General features: G+C 58.8%; 10 protein-coding genes. 3 read left to right on the top strand and 7 right to left on the bottom strand.

What is annotated here, in order from left to right:
• Position 1: 1 nt before the first annotated feature.
• The 3 genes from I6I72_RS08620 to I6I72_RS08610 are packed head-to-tail and all read left to right on the top strand — an operon-like array spanning position 2 to position 3,654.
• Positions 2-2,299 (top strand): MMPL family transporter, encoded by a 2,298-nt coding sequence (locus I6I72_RS08620; RefSeq protein WP_201806730.1) that lies wholly within the window; start codon positions 2-4, stop codon positions 2,297-2,299.
• Complete coding sequence (locus I6I72_RS08615; RefSeq protein WP_046645886.1) at positions 2,296-3,306, top strand: lysylphosphatidylglycerol synthase transmembrane domain-containing protein; 1,011 nt, start codon at positions 2,296-2,298, stop codon at positions 3,304-3,306. The genes I6I72_RS08620 and I6I72_RS08615 overlap by 4 nt, the downstream gene beginning before the upstream one ends.
• A complete protein-coding gene (locus I6I72_RS08610) occupies positions 3,307-3,654 on the top strand; it encodes a DUF3054 domain-containing protein (RefSeq protein ID WP_005529505.1) in 348 nt (115 codons plus the stop codon).
• On the opposite strand, the gene I6I72_RS08605 is transcribed toward I6I72_RS08610, so the two are convergent.
• The 7 genes from I6I72_RS08605 to I6I72_RS08575 form a co-directional block, all read right to left on the bottom strand.
• Positions 3,651-4,709, bottom strand: a complete 1,059-nt coding sequence (locus I6I72_RS08605) for an ATP-grasp domain-containing protein (protein WP_005529503.1) — start codon at positions 4,707-4,709, stop codon at positions 3,651-3,653. The genes I6I72_RS08610 and I6I72_RS08605 overlap by 4 nt on opposite strands.
• A 61-nt stretch (positions 4,710-4,770) precedes the next feature.
• Complete coding sequence (locus I6I72_RS08600; RefSeq protein WP_049146804.1) at positions 4,771-7,125, bottom strand: ATP-grasp domain-containing protein; 2,355 nt, start codon at positions 7,123-7,125, stop codon at positions 4,771-4,773.
• A gap of 64 nt (positions 7,126-7,189) precedes the next feature.
• A complete protein-coding gene (locus I6I72_RS08595) occupies positions 7,190-8,380 on the bottom strand; it encodes an MFS transporter (RefSeq protein ID WP_046645885.1) in 1,191 nt (396 codons plus the stop codon).
• On the bottom strand, positions 8,370-9,932 hold the full coding sequence (locus I6I72_RS08590; RefSeq protein ID WP_129720794.1) for a hypothetical protein: 1,563 nt from the start codon (positions 9,930-9,932) through the stop codon (positions 8,370-8,372). The genes I6I72_RS08595 and I6I72_RS08590 overlap by 11 nt, the downstream gene beginning before the upstream one ends.
• Positions 9,916-10,134 (bottom strand): 4Fe-4S binding protein, encoded by a 219-nt coding sequence (locus I6I72_RS14005; protein WP_374064426.1) that lies wholly within the window; start codon positions 10,132-10,134, stop codon positions 9,916-9,918. The genes I6I72_RS08590 and I6I72_RS14005 overlap by 17 nt, the downstream gene beginning before the upstream one ends.
• Before the next feature lie 622 nt (positions 10,135-10,756).
• Positions 10,757-12,304 (bottom strand): acyl-CoA carboxylase subunit beta, encoded by a 1,548-nt coding sequence (locus I6I72_RS08580; protein WP_046645884.1) that lies wholly within the window; start codon positions 12,302-12,304, stop codon positions 10,757-10,759.
• Positions 12,304-17,055, bottom strand: coding sequence for a type I polyketide synthase (locus I6I72_RS08575; RefSeq protein ID WP_049146802.1), 4,752 nt, complete (start codon positions 17,053-17,055; stop codon positions 12,304-12,306). The genes I6I72_RS08580 and I6I72_RS08575 overlap by 1 nt, the downstream gene beginning before the upstream one ends.
• Between the last annotated feature and the right edge of the window lie 212 nt (positions 17,056-17,267).

The following is a 17,267-nucleotide window of genomic DNA, read 5'->3' as shown; positions in this document are numbered from 1 at the left end:
CATGTTCTATGCTTGGGGCCGTTTTTCCTACGCCCACCGCAAGGTCGTCCCACTCGTCATCGTGGGACTTATCCTGCTGCTCTTCTTCGGCTTCGGCACCCGCCTAGGCGAGCGCATGAGCCAGGAGGGCTGGGAGGACCCGGGTGCGGCGTCGACAAGCGCGGCGAAAATCGAGCAAGAAACGTTCGGCCGTGACAATTCGGGCGACGTCGTCTTGCTCTTTGCTGATCCCGACAAGAACTTCGACGCCGCCAAGGCGCACCTCGCCGAGCTCAAGGCCAACCACCCGCAGGAAATCGAGAGCATCACCAGCTACTTCGATACCAAGAACCCCAACCTGGTCAACCGCGACCACACCACGGCGTTTGCCGCCATCAGCCTCAAGGGCGACGGCGAGCAGACCCTCAAAGACTTCCGCGCCATCGAGGACGACCTCACTGCCACCGACGTCCCCCTCGAAGTAGGCGGCGCCACCGCCGTGGCGGACGCCCTCGACGAAGGCATGGCCAACGACATCTCCCGCGCCGAAAAGGCCGCCCTGCCCCTCGTGGGCTTGCTGCTGCTCTTTGTCTTCGGCTCTGTCGTGGCGGCGTTTATGCCGCTTGTCGTCGGCGGCCTGTCCATCCTCGGTTCCCTGGGCATCCTGTCCGTCCTCGCCGGCTTCCAGCAGGTCAACGTCTTTGCGCAGGCCGTCGTCACGCTCCTCGGCTTGGGATTGGCCATCGACTACGGCCTGTTCATGGTCTCCCGTTTCCGTGAGGAGCTCGACAAAGGCCGCGATGTCCGCGACGCCGTGGCTACCACCACCGCCACCGCGGGCCAGACCGTGGTCTTCTCCGCGGGTATGGTCGCCGTGGCTCTGTCTGGGTTGTTCCTCTTCCCGCAGGCGTTCCTAAAGTCCGTGGCCTACGGCTCCATCTCTGCGGTCGGCCTCGCGGCGCTGCTTTCGGTGACCGTGCTGCCTTCACTGTTTGGCCTGCTGGGCAAGAACATCGACAAGTTTTCCGTGCGCAAGACCTCTCGCCGCGCGCGCCGCATCGAGGACACCTTCTGGTACAAGCTGCCGCACTGGGCCATGCGCCACGCGAAGCTGATGACCGTAGGCATCTGCGCCCTGCTCATCGCGCTCACACTGCCGGTCCTCGGCGTGAAGTTCGGCGGCATCAACGAGACCTACCTGCCGCCCACGCACGAGACCCGCATGGCGCAGGACAAGTTCAACGAGGAGTTCCCCTCCTTCCGCACGGAGCCAGTCAAGCTCGTGGTGACGAATGCGACGAACGCGCAGCTTGTCGACGTCATCATGCAAGTGCGGCAGCTCGACGGCCTCACCAAACCCATGGGCCCGACCACGCCGACTAAGGACGGCACCACCGTCCTGGCCGCAGGTATCGAGGACCGCGACGACTACGCCCGCATCGTGCACGAGCTCGAGCAGATTGAGGCGCCGGAGGGCGTTGAGCTCTACGTCGGTGGCACGCCGGCGATGGAGGTGGAGTCCTTGGACGCGCTCTTCCACAAGCTGCCCTGGATGGCGCTGTACGTGGTGGTAGCGACGTTCCTGCTGATGTCGCTGGTATTCGGCTCGTTTATCTTGCCGCTTAAGGCCATCTTGATGACGCTACTTTCCCTCGGCGCCACGTTGGGCATCCTCACGCTCATGTTTGTCGACGGCTTCGGTTCCGGCGCCCTCAACTTCACCGCAGGTCCGCTGATGAGCCCAATTCTGGTGCTGATTATCGCCATCGTCTTCGGCCTCTCGACGGACTACGAGGTCTTCCTGGTCTCGCGCATGGTCGAGGCCCGGCGCGCGGGGCAGTCCACGGATCATGCCATCGCCAGCGGTACCGCACACACCGGCGGCATCATCACTGCGGCGGCGCTCATCATGATTGTGGTGGCGGGTGCCTTCGGCTTCTCCGACATCGTGATGATGAAGTACATCGCGTTCGGCATGATTTTCGCCTTGGCTTTCGACGCCACCATTGTCCGCATGCTGCTCGTTCCCGCCGTCATGCACTTGCTGCGTGAGGACAACTGGTGGGCCCCGCGCTTCCTCACCCGCCTGACCCACCGCCTGGGCGGCGACTCCCCCGAGCCCGTCGCTGCGCAGCATCCTGCTGTGGCTGCAGCCCCGGCCCCAGCACCCGCGGCCAGCCAGGTACTCGCGGAGGAGGGGGCGTCGGCAAGCACGGCGAACGAAGCCGCCGTACGCGGGGACCGCAGTGCCGATACTGACGAGGAGCTCATCCCCTTCTCCGAGCTGGTCAAGCGCCTCAATTCCACGGATGGTCGATGAAGAAGAACTGGCTGACCTGGATAATCTCCCTGCTGATTCTGGCCGCGCTGGCGTGGTTCTTCCGCGACCAGCTGGACTTCATCTCCGAGGGATTGCGCCGTCTGCGCCACGCCAAACCTTTCCCCGTGGTGCTGGTGGTGTTCTTCGCGCTGCTGTCCATCGCGGGCATGGCGGAAGTGATGAAGCGACTCATCGGCGCCGGCGGCGTCAAGGTCCCATTGTGTGAAACCTACGCCATTACTCTGGCCTCCAACGCGTGGTCCACTACCCTGCCCGCCGGCCCCGCCTTTTCCGCAGTGCTCACTTTTCAGGTGCAGCGCCGCTGGGACGCGTCGGTGGCGCTGTGCAGCTACTTCCTGTTCTTGTCCTCGATTGTTAGCTCGATGTTCCTCGCGCTCATTGGGCTCGGCGGGGTGTTTTTCCTCAATGCCGATATGGCCTTGGGATCGCTTATCACCACGGTTGTCCTCATGCTCGCGGCACTCGGCGGCATCTTCTGGCTGACCTCGCACCCGGTGACCCTTGAGCGCTGGCTGCGCAAGCTACGGCCCGGCCCGAAACGGGACCGCGCGATTCAGGAGGTCCGCAACCTCGGCGAGGTCCACCTTTCACGCGGCCCCTTTGCTGTGGTTGCTGGTGCGTCTCTGGTGCACCGCCTGGCCGATATGGCCGCGCTATGGGCTTCCGTGTGGGCGGTAACCGGGGAGATTCCGTGGCTGCGCGCGGGTGCTGATGACACCACCCTGGCCGGCGTTGCACTGGCCTTCCTCGCCGCGAAGCTGGCTGGCTCCGCGCAGGTCACCCCGGGTGGTCTGGGCACGGTGGAGGCCGCGCTCATCACCCCTCTGGTGGCGACAGGCCTGACCGTGGTGCACGCCACCTCCGCGGCCATCATCTACCGGCTTATTTCTTTTGCGCTCATCACTATCATTGGATGGGTCATCTACTTCGCTCACTACGCCCGCGATGGCTTTTCTTACGCGGCGTTGAACCGGAAGGAATCCTAAATGCGCGTTGCCCCGCTTATCGACATCCTCGCTCTCGCCTTCTTCGCCATCCTCGCCCGCCTGGCGCATGGTGGCCTGAGCTTTAGCTCCTGGGTTGATGCCTTCTGGCCGTGGACCGTGGGCGCGCTCGTGGGCTGGGTCATCATCATGGCCACGAAGCTAAGCGGCCTGTGGAAGGAGGGCGCCGTGGTGTGGCTGAGCGCCGTCATCGGCGGCATGGCTTTGTGGATGCTGGTCAACGGGCGTCTGCCGCACTGGTCCTTCCTCATCGTGGCCACCGTGATGTCCGCGCTATTCTTCTTTGGCTGGCGCGCCATCGCGGCCTTTGCGTCCCGCTCGCGTGCCTAATTGCTCACGGTAATCCGCAACTTACCCATTGCGCGATCCAGAATATCTTCCGGATCTTCTCCACCGCAGGCATGCGCTACGAGGCAACCAAGTCGCTCTGTTGAAGAACTCGCAGTCTCCACCCTTACACCAGGTTCCGCTGTGCAATAGCCAGCAAGAATTCCTGGCTCCGATAGCGCTTCTTCGACCCCACTAACGGCTGTGATAGTTCCGGGAGGGACTTGGATATAGCGAACAGCGCTACTGTGACCATCGCGCCGTTGAGGAAAGACAAATCCATCGTTAAGAGCGTTTTTTCTACCGTGCTGGCGCAAAGCATCTGCAATGAGAGGATCAAAAATGTTTGCACCATGTACAGAACTGACAAGTAGGTGAATGAAGTCGCCGCCTGGGCGCACATGCCCTTCACCTAGAACCACCCCCTGGCCGTCCACCCACCAGCCCTCGACATGAAAGAGCCCCGCGTTCAGTCCCCATGTGTTTAGGGCAGAAATGACAGATGCGGCTATCTCTTCTTCATGATCGGAGAGAAGGACGCTAGGGTAACGGTGGCCGATTTCCACCACGCCCTCAAGCCTCTTATCAGTGATACCGACTACGACAGGTTCGGAGGCGTAGAAGTATCCCTCCGCTGAAAACTCAGTGCCTTGGACGAATGTTTCGACGAAGCCGTCCGACAGTGTTCGGAGCGCCTCCCTCGCACTCTCGAGATCAGTGTGAACACTCACTCCAGCACTACCTGATCCGCTGCGGGGCTTCACGACCCAAGGACCTGGTATATCTCGCGGTTCCTCTGCCGTCGCCGGTTGTTCGAAACCAGCATCGCGCAAGCATTGACGAGCCTCATCCTTCCGCTTCAATCTAGCTACGTCCTCTGGAGCGTTACCAGAATCGTCGAGAAGAGCGGTCTGATATGTGTAGTCTTCGCGGAAGCATACGTAGCCTTCACAGTCACTGTATCCAGTTGATTCCTTCCGAGCGAGCGCCTCGTCGAGGTTCTTCCCGTCTAATTCGATGAGCTCTACGCCTTGGCGAGCAGCGGCATCTCGAAGCATGCCTAGCTGATGATGACCGTGCGGCATCCGAGGGAATGCGCCGACCAAGCCTATTCGTTGCTTATTCAACGACGACCTCCACTTCCCGAAGTCTCGATTCAAAAGCTTCAATCTCTCTCCGAGACGCCGCGACTACTACAACTTCCGCAAGGATTGAACTCAATGTGTCGGCAGGGGGTTGCGTAATCACATCGCCGACATGCACGTGTTGTTGGGATTCTACGACGATAGGAGCAGTAGGAAGCTGACCCATAGATTTAAGTACTCCCTCTTTATCAGTATGTAGCTTGAATGTTGCCGCCACATAGCCATCACGGGGCACTGCAAATGAAGGTCTTTGCCCCGTTGCAATGCGTACCAAATCACGAGCGAAGGATACACCGGTTACCTGCGGTACCAAGTGGGAGGCAATGTAGTCTCCACCTGGTCGAGCAGCAATCTCGACCAACTTAACTGTTGATGTTCTAGCATCAAAGAAGAATTCCATATGGAACGCACAATTATTGATTCCGAGGGCTTTGATTGTCGCTTGTAGAAGCGGCTTCACCGCATCCTGAATGCCCTCTACGGCCGATGGAAAAACCTGCCCAATTTCCAATCGAAACTTAGCTGTAGTCGTTTTATCTGTCACGCCTATGAGATGAACGTCCCCCTCGTACACATATCCCTCAGCGCTGTGTTCACTTCCGGTCAGTAACTCCTCCACTACCATCGGTCCGCCCCATCGGGACACCGCAGCCGAGACTTCGTCCGCCGTATGGCACAGGGAAAACCCTCGAGATCCAGAAGCATCCACTGGCTTAACCACACACGGGACCGTGATTCCTGCACCCTCCATTACCGATTGTGCATTATCCCCCGGCTCAATAAACGAAAAGGAAGGAACCATATGCGGTGCGATACTTTGCACGGCCTTTCGCATCTCAAATTTGTTCCGTGCCTTCAGAGCAGCGGCCTGCGATGGTGCAGGAAGGCCGAGTTTATCGGCAAGCAAGGACACCGTCTCTACATCACGGTCGCTGAAAGTGACAACTCCACGGATGTCGTAGCGGGATGACAATTCATCCACTGTTGCAGTGACAGCATCTTGGTCATTGGTATCGAGCTGCACTGTCTCTACGATGCCGGCAGGTCGAACTTCCTTGTCAGTGAGAAGCACCGCACCATCAGATGCTTCGAACGCTGGTGTCCATTCCGCTGCAGTCCTCCGGTGGTTGAGATAGAGAACTACATCGTTGGCCATCTTGAAACGAACCTGCGATGCGCGGCGAACTGCGTCCGCATGCGTATCAGCTTCCACGAAACCTACTCTGTCCCACGAACATGCTAGTTCGGAGACCCAGGTATTCGGTTCAACTGTGATAACGCCATGTCCCGTTGGATCTTCAATGCTCCGTACCAAACCCCGCGGCGCATGAATGAAGCGAATAGCTGCTGAAGAACTAGGTTGTTGTGGCACTGAAACCGTATATTGGCACATAGCACGTGCCCACTGCTCATAGAGATTTACTCCCCACGCCCGACCAATGAGAAGCATGATTCGGTCGCCTGGTGGGCGGCCTGCGCATTCGATGGGTGTGGTGCCCTTGAATTCGGCATGCAGTAGAGCGGTCTGCACCCCCAATTTCGACACCAAGTCCCGCATGGCCTCCTCCACCCCAGGATTGTGCTGTCCTACTTCGTGTCCTAATTCCACGGCACCGCTAGTCTCTTTGCTCGTAATGTTCAGAAACACCACATCACCATCGACTACGAGGCATTCGGCCGACGTCTCATCTCCCTCTATCAAGCTCTCGCAAATGTAGCGAGTATCCCATGGTCGGCCCGCTTCCTGGCGAGGTTCGCGTGCGGTCGACGTATGAGTCCACGCCGACGAAATTTCTTCTGATGAACGAATGATTGAGACACCAAGTGAGGCTTGACGGTTCGCTGGCTTAATCACACAGGGAGGCTCAAAGATGTCGCTTTCGCTCTTAACCTCAGTCCATTGAACTCCGCCCACACAGCGGCGGAACGCAATTTTATCTCGTAAGGGAGCATCTTCCCCTGCATGCGGCAGGCCGACGGCGCGAGCTGCAGCATTGGCAGCACCTACGGCATACTCCAAGCCCGGCACGATGCCATCGATATGCGTATCCTTTAAAAGCTCACGGATGCATTCAACAGCTGCATCAGAGTTGTTCTGATACTCGCACCACTCCCACCGCGAAAGAACAGATCGAATTCGAGGATCAGCAGATCGCTTTTCGAGTCCCTTCTTTTCATACAGTGAACGCTCCTCCACCACGATGACGCAGAATTCTGTGTCTGCCTCGGCAAGAGCGCAAAGTGCCTCGTGATTATAGCCAAACATCACTAGCGTCAGCGTTCGAGGAGAACTGCCGGAACCATCTGCAAAGCGTTCGTTCAATTTCATATTCATCGCCTTTTTCATTGATCTGTTTGTTGGTTTGTCAGTTTCAGTGTCAATAGCCGCGCTCTCAATGCTTAGCCGAGGATGGACCCTTGTCGCATTGTTTAGCGTCATGTTCTCCACTCATTAAGCGCACAACAAAGCAGCAGACAATAAGCACGGCAGCAGACAACGCGATCCATTGAGGAGCAACGATGACACCAAGCCCAAGACCGATTCCTTCCCCAGTGGCAACCACTAACTGTCGCGCCTGAACCGCTTCTAAAGAACCCGTCATTGGTAACGAAAGAAGCGCTGCATCCACTAGCGGAATAAAAAGAGTCTCCGCGAAAGAAAAAATGATGATCCCAAGAAATGGATTAATTTTCACCGCGACCAGGGCAATTACAAAAACTAAAGGAGAAACCAGCACCAACGTCTGATTCGATAGTCCGCTATCTCGTGCTTTCTTAATCAATCGTGTACCCAGAGGCTGAAGCAGTACCACCGAAAGGGCATTTACCGCAAATACCGCTCCTCGGATGACCGGCGACGTGTAATGCGCACTGACTGCTACCGCTATGGAAGAAAAGAGCTGACTATAAAGCATGTACCCAACCACCACGCCGAGAACAACCCAACGCACAGGTGCCTTGCCTAGGGGCTGAATTACCCTACGAGCAAAGGAACCCCGGACGTCAGCTTTCCGAGGTCTTAGCTTGTATGACAACGTCAACGCCGGTACAACTGCAGCGGCCAAGTAGCACGCAGCGGTATAAAAAAAGATCACATTCGACGCCGATGAGAACAAGACATTGCCGATGACTGGCCCGACCGCTGCCGAGACGTTCACCGCAATATTGATCGATCCAAAAATCTCTAACTTAGTCGTCTCAGATGCTTCAGATTCAACAAGGTAGTGCCGAATACTCGATCCATTCATGTTTATTCCTGCTCCAGCCAAGAGCAAGGCAACGACGAGTATCGCCACATTAGGCTGCAATCCGATAACAAAGAAAGAAACTGACGCGGCAACTAGACCAATCTGCATGGCCGCAGCGAAGGGGAGCAACCGTAGGAGTCTCCCCATCACCAAGGTTGATGCTCTTACCGAAATGCCAAAGGCAGCCATCGCACAACCAGCGATGAACGGAGAAACCTTATCGGGAAGCCAGAGCGCCAGAATCGGCATCACAGCGAAGTAGCCGAGATGCGACAGAAAATAGTCAAACACAAAACTATATCGAGCCAGCCGCGTCACACGTGCGTCAACAACCATTTGCTATCCGATCGCCCAAGGATTCAGGAAAACGACAACTTTCAGCCGAAAACTCAGTCACAGATGATTGTTCCAACAGTGCACTGAGGTATTCCCCCATTCGGCGCGAAGCCGTGACACAATTCATGAGGTCCTCATCGGTATAGCGCTCTCCGGATTGTCGCATTGCTCTAATATCACCGAAACCAAGAAGCTGTTCTCCTCCATGGCTCAGAGAATAGGGGGCTCGAATCGCATGCCTTACGGAGTATCGAATGTGTCCAGTATGGTGAAATTCCAGGTTAGACGAAATATTTGGCAGAGTAGCTGGGTGATACCTCATTGGACACATTTCCGCCGGCGAAGTGTTTCCCCAAGGCTGAAGATGCCACGAGTTGTATCGCATTCGAGACGAAATTGCGTGTAGCTCGTCCTCAGTATGCCGATCCCCGACTAGTACCCAACAGTAATGTGAGTACATGTCAAAGCGGGAAAGCTCTTCAATCGTCCCCTCATCAAGAGCCTTCCTTAGCGCCCCGATCTCCCGAAATCCCCTGGTCATAACAACGTCGCTTCGCGTCTGAAACTTTATCTGTTCAATAGTTTCAGAGGCCAGCTCGACAAAACCTGCGAGCGTGTACTCTCGGTCCTCGCAGAGCTTCGAGGGGTTCGTGTCTCCCTCGGCAGAGTTAGTAATGTCCACTTCCGATACAATCTTGCGACGGGTAACGCCCTCGATCCGTCGACACTTCTCATTTTCTAAACCTTGCGGAAGCCGACGCTTCGTTACACTCCCAAGATCTTGACCGTTGAGAGTTTCGAGCGAATTCGGACCGCCAGCTTTCAAGAGCTCACAGGCCCAGAAAAAATACAGGACTCGTGCAGTAACCGGGCCTAGGACCTCCTCTTCAGTAAAGTCTAAAACATGAGCTGAGCAGTCTTGCTGGCTCGGCAGAGACCTAGGCTCCCTGAAATTCTGAACAGCTTCGCCATTCCAATAGCAACAAACCGGAGGAATTTCCCGGAGCGCTTGATTCACACTTCGAACCCTTCGGGCGAGCTCTCCTCGTTGATGATATTCCTTGATCACAAGCGATACGCGACGACTAATGGAAATCGAACTGCTCTGACAGCTCTCTAATTCACGTTCAACCGCTTGGGACAGGTCAGGGCAAAATACAGTTCGATAACCGATTTCATCCTCACGGAGGCAATCTACCTTCTCCTCAGTTGGGAAAACCTCTAGCTTGATCTTTCCATGCACTAGAAGGGAGATTCGTAGCGCGACCTGATCGTCTTTTTCACCACAAGGGTTCCAATCAGAATCGCGAAGCAATCGTCGTAAGACTTTCTCACGCGGGGAAAGACTGATCAACGCCTCACTTCCGGTCAAACGTCCATCAAACGAAAGCAATTTGTCTATCCAGCGAGAAACCTCGATTCCTTCCCCTACTTGACGTTCCATTGCAGACCAGAGTGAATGAAACTTCGACTCAACGTCCAAACAGTTCGGCTCTGATGCGCCGGCTTGCACGCCTTTTCGGCCTGGAAGCCGGCTAAAATTCGTTTTCACGTTGCTCTACCTTTTTCCAAAGCTCTTCAGGGGTACCGTTGCGCTGACCCTCCAAATCTTCATATATGCAATCCATCGGGCAAGCTTTCACACACTGCGGACAACCTGAGCAGAGTTCGGGGATTATCACAGGTCCATGATCAAGAACCACGATTGCCGCAAAAGCAACTGGGCAACGTCTAACACATTCTTGACAATTTATACATTCGCCCCCGCAATAAAACGCGGAGGGCGTTTCCAGCGCGGATCAGGTTTTCGCTGCTGAATACGAGCTGTCAAGTCTAACGCCATGAGGCATTCTCCCCATCTCTCTAACAACATCTTTGATAGTGATGTACCTTACATCTCGTCGTAGCTAGTGTCCATCATTACACGCGATTTGTTTTATTTATCTTGAACGAAACCATGGATTGAGCTTCTTCGACGGACAGAATAACGCCCGGCAAACTCCGATCCGCCCCGAGTTCGCCTAGCATAAGTCTAGTGCCGTCGTGTACACCAGAAACCACCAACCGAGCGTAAAACGAAGCACCCCTCTACACGGCCAGAAGAGGCCGTGCAGAGGGGTGCGCGCGAACGCTACTTCGAGCTCAGGGACGAACCAGAGATGGTCACGCCGACGCGGTTGAGCAGCATGATAACGAGGTTGATAACGTCGCCGCTAAGGTCAAGAATGCTGGACAGCATTTTTCCTACTCCTTATTTCCGAGGATGTTTTCACTTAAAGATATCGTGCAGCCCACCGCTCGGCGTTACACACTTGCTCAACGACGCCGCTTTAACACCCCGCGCGCCAACAGCCCATAGCTGTTGAACCTAGGGACTTACATCGGGGAGATGGTGTGCTTCTTCGGCAGGTCATGCTGCGTCTTACCAGCTAGCTGACGCAGCGCCTGACGCAGCGCCAAGCGCGACTGATTCGGCTCCACCATCGCATCCAAGTAGCCACGCTCGGCAGCCACGTACGGCGCGGTCATGGTCTCATCGTAGAAGTCCATGAACATCTTCTTGGTCATCGCACGCTGCTCGGGCGTCTCCGCGGCGTCGAGCTGCTTGCCCGCAATCATCACCACAGCCGCCGCTGAACCCATCACGGCAATCTGCGCCGTGGGCCACGCCAGGTTGATGTCACCGGTCAGGTTCTTCGACCCCATCACCGCGTACGCACCGCCATAAGCCTTGCGCACAATCAGCGACACCTTCGGCACAGTCGCCTCCACCACAGCAAACGCGAACTTCGCGCCGCGGTGAATCAGACCAGCCTTTTCCTGCTCCACGCCCGGCAGGTAGCCCGGCGTATCGACCACGAACACCAGCGGGATGTTGTAAGCATCGCAAATACGAATAAAGCGGGCGCCCTTATCCGCAGCATCGGCGTCAATACAGCCCGCCAAGTGCATCGGATTATTCGCCACAAAGCCCACGGCCTTGCCGTCGATACGGCCGAAGGCCGTAATCATGTTGGGGGCGTAGTTCTCTTGGATCTCGATGAGCTCGTCGTCGTCGCCAAGCTGCGTGAGCAGGTCCATCATGTCGTAGCCGGCGTTCGTATCATCCGGCATGAAGGAATCCAGCTCGGTGTCCTGGGCTACCTCTTCATCAGTAGGCGCGTCAAAGACCGGGGACTCGTCGAAGCAGGTCAGCGGCAGGTGATCCAGCAAGTCACGGACCAGGTCAAAGGCCTCATCCTCCGAGGGCACCACGACAGACACGTTGCCGTTGAGCTCCTGCTGGCGCGCCGAACCAAGGTCGTGGGACGTGATTTCCTCGCCCGTCACCTCTTTGATGACGTTCGGGCCAGTCACGTACATCTCTGCCTCGCCGTCGACAGCGATGACGAAGTCAGTTGTAACCGGCGCATACACCGCGCCACCTGCAGACTTACCCATCATGATGGAAATCTGCGGGCTGCGACCACTAAGCGGCAGCTGGCGGCGGGCAATCTCTGAATACATCGCCAGGGAGGTCACGGCGTCTTGAATACGGGCGCCGCCGGAATCCTGGATACCGATAACCGGGCAGCCAATCTTGATGGCCATGTCCATGATCTCGGTGACCTTCTTGCCGAAGATAACGCCCACCGAACCGCCATAGACCGTCTTGTCATGCGCGTAAATGCACACGGGGCGGCCATTGACGCGGCCGTAACCGGTCACAACGCCATCAGAGTAAATCGCGTCTGGGTCACCCGGGGTCTTGGCCAGCAAGCCAGTCTCCACGAAGGAACCCTCGTCCAGCAGCGCGTTGATGCGCTGGCGCGGGGTTGAGCGGCCAGCGTCGTCGCGGCGCTTGCGGGAGCGCTCGCTGCCTGGGTCCTGCGCGCGCTCAAGGCGCTGGCGCAGGTCGTCCAGTTTATGAGCAGTGGTAGTCACTACCGAATCTTCTCCTCGATCCAATCGTTCATGTGCTTGCCCACGATACCGATGGCCGGCTCATCAGGGACCGCAAGATGATCACCCTGCAGTTGCACAATTTCCAGATCTTTAACGATAACTCCCCAGCCGCCATCGGGATCAATCTCCGCATAACGCGGCTCGAGCTCGATGGCGCCATCGTGCATGCGCTCGGAGCGGAACAACAAGACCGGGACGTCGACGTCGGCCCAGCGGCGCATGTCGAGCTTGCCCAGAATCTGATTGTCCACGAAGGAAGCACGCTGGTGCTCCAGCACGCCCGCTGCCAGGCCGTGCTCGGAGGCGTCGGTGGTGGAGAGGAACTCGGCGAGTATCGTCATCAGGGCATCCTCGCCCATGGTCTCGAGCATCTCGTAAGGCGGCTCGAAGTCCAGGCCGTAGGTCTTCTTCGCAAACGCTGCGTAGCGACCCCAGCGGGCTTTGGTCTCTTCGAGGGTGTCTGGTGCTGGGTTGGAAGGCTGGGTGGTATCCAGAAGCGCAATGAACGCCACGTCCACGCTCTCCTCGCCGCGGGCCTTGCGCTGGGCGAGCTGATAAGCCACCTCGTACGCCAGGGCGCCACCGAAGGACCAGCCGCCGAGCACGATCTTACGGCCACGCGAATGCTTGACGACGTCCTCGATATAAGCCTCCGCACGCTCCTCCAGGGAGCCCTCGAGTCTCTCGACGCCGTATACCGCCACGTCTTCCGGCAGGCGGCGGGTCAGCGGCTGATAGACCACGGTGGTGCCGCCGGCTGGGTGGAACATGAACACGGCGGGGCCGTCGGCTTCGCGCAGCACGCGGATGTTGCCCTCGACCTCGGTTTCGAGGCCCTCGCGGACGAGGTCGGCAAGTGGTTCGAGAGTATCGGACTCGAGGACCTGCTGGGCGCTGACCTCAATCCCGGCGCGCTCGGTGAGACGCTCAGCAATGCCTTTGGCCGTCGCCTCGTCGATCTCCGGCAGCGGCGACGTCACGCCCGCTGCGGCCTTGCCGGTGAAGGTGGCCCAGGTGCCGAAGACCATGCGCTCCGAGGCATCACGCGGGGCTACGCCCACGCCTTCAGCCTCGTCGCCTGCAGACTCCGCAGACTCTGCGGCAGCTGGCACGTCAGCCGCTGCGTCGACAGAAGGCTCCGGCAGCTCGGTAGCGCCGCCAGCGACGGCCTCCTCGACCATGGTGATGACGTCGGCGAGGGAGGCGTCGCGAAGCGCCTGCACCTGCATCGGCGGAATCTGGAAGTCATTCTCCACGCGGTTCTTGATGCGCATACCCATCAGGGAATCCAACCCCAAGTCGATGAGCGGCAGCTCGCGCGGCAGGTCAGAGACGTCGTAGCCCATGGACTCCGAGACGATGAGCGAGAGGCGCTGCTCCACGGTCTCCGTCGCTGGGTCCCAGCGCACGGCCTCGATGTCGTTGGCCTCAGTGAACGCAGCCGGAGCCTCAGCCGGCACCGGAATCTCTGCCACGCCCGGGATACCGGAATCGCCCAAGCGCAGCGCCGATGCAAACCCCTCCGCGATAAGCTGCGTCGACGGACCATTCACGAAGTACACCGCAATGGACAGTCCACCCAGCGATTTCGTAACCACCGTGGACACCTCGCCCTGCGGCGGCAGGTCCCCGTGCTCCTCCGAAGCCACAATCTGCGCACCCGGGCTCACTGCCTCAGCAGCGGCCTCCAAGATGGCCAGAGCAGACGGCGCTTGGTCAGCATTCGTGGAGAACGCCACCTTGCCCTCCGGCAGATTCACGCGTGCGCCCGGCAGGCCAGAAATACCCGAAGACGGGCGAGCGTTGGTCCAGAAGCGCTGGCGCTTGAACTGGGTGTGAGGGGCGTCGACAAGCGCGCCCGAGCCAAAGACCGCACTGTAATCAACCGGCGCACCTGCCACGTACAGCTTGGCCAGCAGATCCAGCAAAGACTCCGTGGGGTCGACCTTGCGCTTCAAGCTAAACAGCAACTGCGCATCGGACTTGCCCACCGCAAAAGCCGTGGACATCAGGCCCATTAGCGCAATCGGGTTCGGGGAGATCTCCACAATCTGCGTGTGACCGGAGGCAAACGCCGCTTCCGTGGCGTCCTGCAGCAGCACCGGCTGGCGAGTCATGCGGATCCAGTAGTCCTCGTTATGGACCACCGCACCTGGGCGGTAGATCTCGCCGCGATCAACGGAGCTGTAGAGCGTCGTGTGCAGCGGGCGCGGCTCGATGCCAGCGATATCTGCATAGAGCTCACCCAGAATCGGCTCCACCGCCGAGGTATGTCCTGCGCCCTTCACGTTGAGTGCACGGGCGAACTTGCCCTCTGCGTCGAGCTTTTCCACCAGCGCAAGGACCTCAGGGCGCGGGCCGCCCACTGTGGTCATGCCGGGGCCCGTATAGACGGCGGGCTCGATGTTGCCGTCGAGTGCCTCGATCTCCTCGGCGGTCAGCTCCACTACGGCCATAGCGCCCTGCTGCTCCTCGGTCAGGGAGGATTCGCCCTCGCCCATCAGGCGGGAACGGTGTGCGGCGATGAGCATGGCGTCTTCAGCCGACAGACCACCCGAAGCGTAAGCTGCACCGATTTCGCCCATCGACATGCCGATAACTCCCGCCGGGCGCACGCCGAAGGAAGCCAGTAGGTCCGTCAGCGCAATCTGGATGGCGGTAATCGCGACCTGGGCGGTCTCAGTGTCGTAGGTCTGAGCGTCGTCAGCAACGATGTCCAGGATGGACCAGCCAGACTCGAACTGCACGATGCGATCGAGTTCCTTCAGGCGATCCTTGAACGCAGGAGAAATCTCCAGCACGTCCTTGATCATCTTGCGGTGCTGCGAGCCAAAGCCGGAGTACATGAACACAGGGCCCGGCACGGACGGCGAGTCCGCGGAGGCGATGCCCATGGAGACCTTGCCCTCGGCTACTTGGCGCAAGCGCTTGACGACGTCCTCCTCGTTCGTCCCCGTCACCACCGCACGGGAGCGTCCGTGGTTGCGACGCGCAAGTGTACGCGCAAGGGAGAGGAGGTCAGGGTGTTCCTGCTCGATGAAGTCGGCGAGCTGGCCAGCCGCGGCGGCGCGGCGGGAAGGCAGCAGGCCGGAAATCGGTAGGGAGACTGGAGCATCATCGCCTACGCTTACCTGTGGGGCGGTCTCTGCTGGCAGGCCGCGGTAATCGGTCATGACCACGTGCGCATTGGTGCCACCGAATCCGAAGCCGGAGATGCCCGCGACCTTCTGGCCGGAGTATTCAGGCCACTCGCGTGGGTCCTCGACGACCTCAAGGTGCTCGTTGTCGAAGTCGATGTAGCGGTTCGGCGCGGAGAAGTTAATGCTCGGCGGGATGACGCCGTGGCGCATAGCCTCGATGACCTTGATCATGCCCACGACGCCCGCTGCGGACTCGGAGTGGCCGATGTTGGACTTTGCGGAGCCCAGCAGCATCGGGGCAGCCATGGTGCGGCCAGAACCCAGCACGCGGCCAAGGGCGGTGGCCTCGATTGGGTCGCCGAGGATGGTGCCGGTGCCGTGGGCCTCGACGTAATCGACGAGCTGCGGGTCAACCCCTGCATCGGCGTAGGCGCGCTCGAGGACGTCGACCTGCGCGTCTGGGTTCGGGGCGGTCAGGCCGTTGGAGTGGCCGTCAGAGTTGACCGCGGTGCCCTTGATGACGGCGAGGATGTTGTCGCCGTCGCTCTCGGCGTCGGCAAGGCGCTTGAGCACGAGGACGCCCGCTGCATCAGAACGCACGATGCCGTCAGCGTCGTCCGAGAAAGCGTGGATAGCACTGGTCGGCGAGATAACCCCCAGCTCGCTAAAGCCAGTCGAGGCGTGCGGTGCAGCCAAGATGTTGACGCCGCCGGCGAGAGCGACGTCGGAAGCGCCGGTGCGCAGGTCGTTGACGGCCTGGCTCACGGCCACCAGCGAGGAGGAGCACGCGGTATCGACGTTGATGGACGGGCCGCGCAGGTCCAGGGCATAAGAAATACGGTTGGCCACCACCGCGGAAGAGGTGCCGGTCATGGCATAAGGGTGCGCCTCTGCTGGGTCAGCGACGATGAGCATGCCGTAGTCGTTGTTGGTGGAGCCCATGTAGACGCCAGTGGAGGTGCCGCGCAGCTGGTTGGCAGGCAGGCCTGCGTCCTCGAGTGCTTCCCATGCCAGCTCGAGGAGGATGCGCTGCTGCGGGTCCATGTTAGCAGCCTCTAGCGGAGACAAACCGAAAAACTCAGCATCAAAGCCCGCGATGTCTTCGATGTAGCCGCCGTCGGTGTTTTGGTTAGCGATCTTGTCCGCCACCACCGGCTCCGAGGCGTACTCTGACCAGCGGCCCATCGGCAGCGGGCCGGTTCCCGAACGGCCCTCCACCAGCATGTTCCAAAACTCTTTAATATTCTCGGCACCCGGAAAGCGTCCAGCCTCACCGATGACTGCGATGTCGCCACCGATGATGCCGGTGCTGCGGGGAGCGGCGGAGCTGGAGGCGTCGCTAAGCGGAGCCGCTCCGCCACCGTTGACTAAACGATCCGCCAGCAATGCGATGGTGGGATACTCGTAAGCGACAGTAGGCTCGAGCTTCATACCCAGCAGGTTTTCCAGTTCGCCGGAAAGCACAACTGCATCGCGGGAGGACAGTCCGAAGTTTTCTAAAGGCTTGGTATCCGTGATCTCGTCTGTGGACAAGCCGGTCGTTCGCGCGACCCAGTTGCGCAGCCAGCCCCTTAGTTCTTCAACAGTCATCTAATTTAGCTTTCTTTAATTGGGAAAGTTTTTGCGCAGCACAAATTGGCGCATGCCATATATATCGGTCTATTGTCTCATTTTGTTAACTTCCGTCACGTTAACAACTCACCTGCGCTAGGGAGCTACCCAAGAGACACAAAGTCCCCCTTCTCCCACCGAGCTTGCGCACGCGGGAACAAGGGGGACTTGAAAAAGTTAGACTTCAAGAA

The sequence above is a fragment of the Corynebacterium striatum genome (assembly GCF_016728105.1).
Lineage (GTDB): Bacteria > Actinomycetota > Actinomycetes > Mycobacteriales > Mycobacteriaceae > Corynebacterium > Corynebacterium striatum.
The sequence above is the reverse complement of the archived record's forward strand: the minus strand, read 5'-3'. Positions and strand labels throughout refer to the sequence as shown.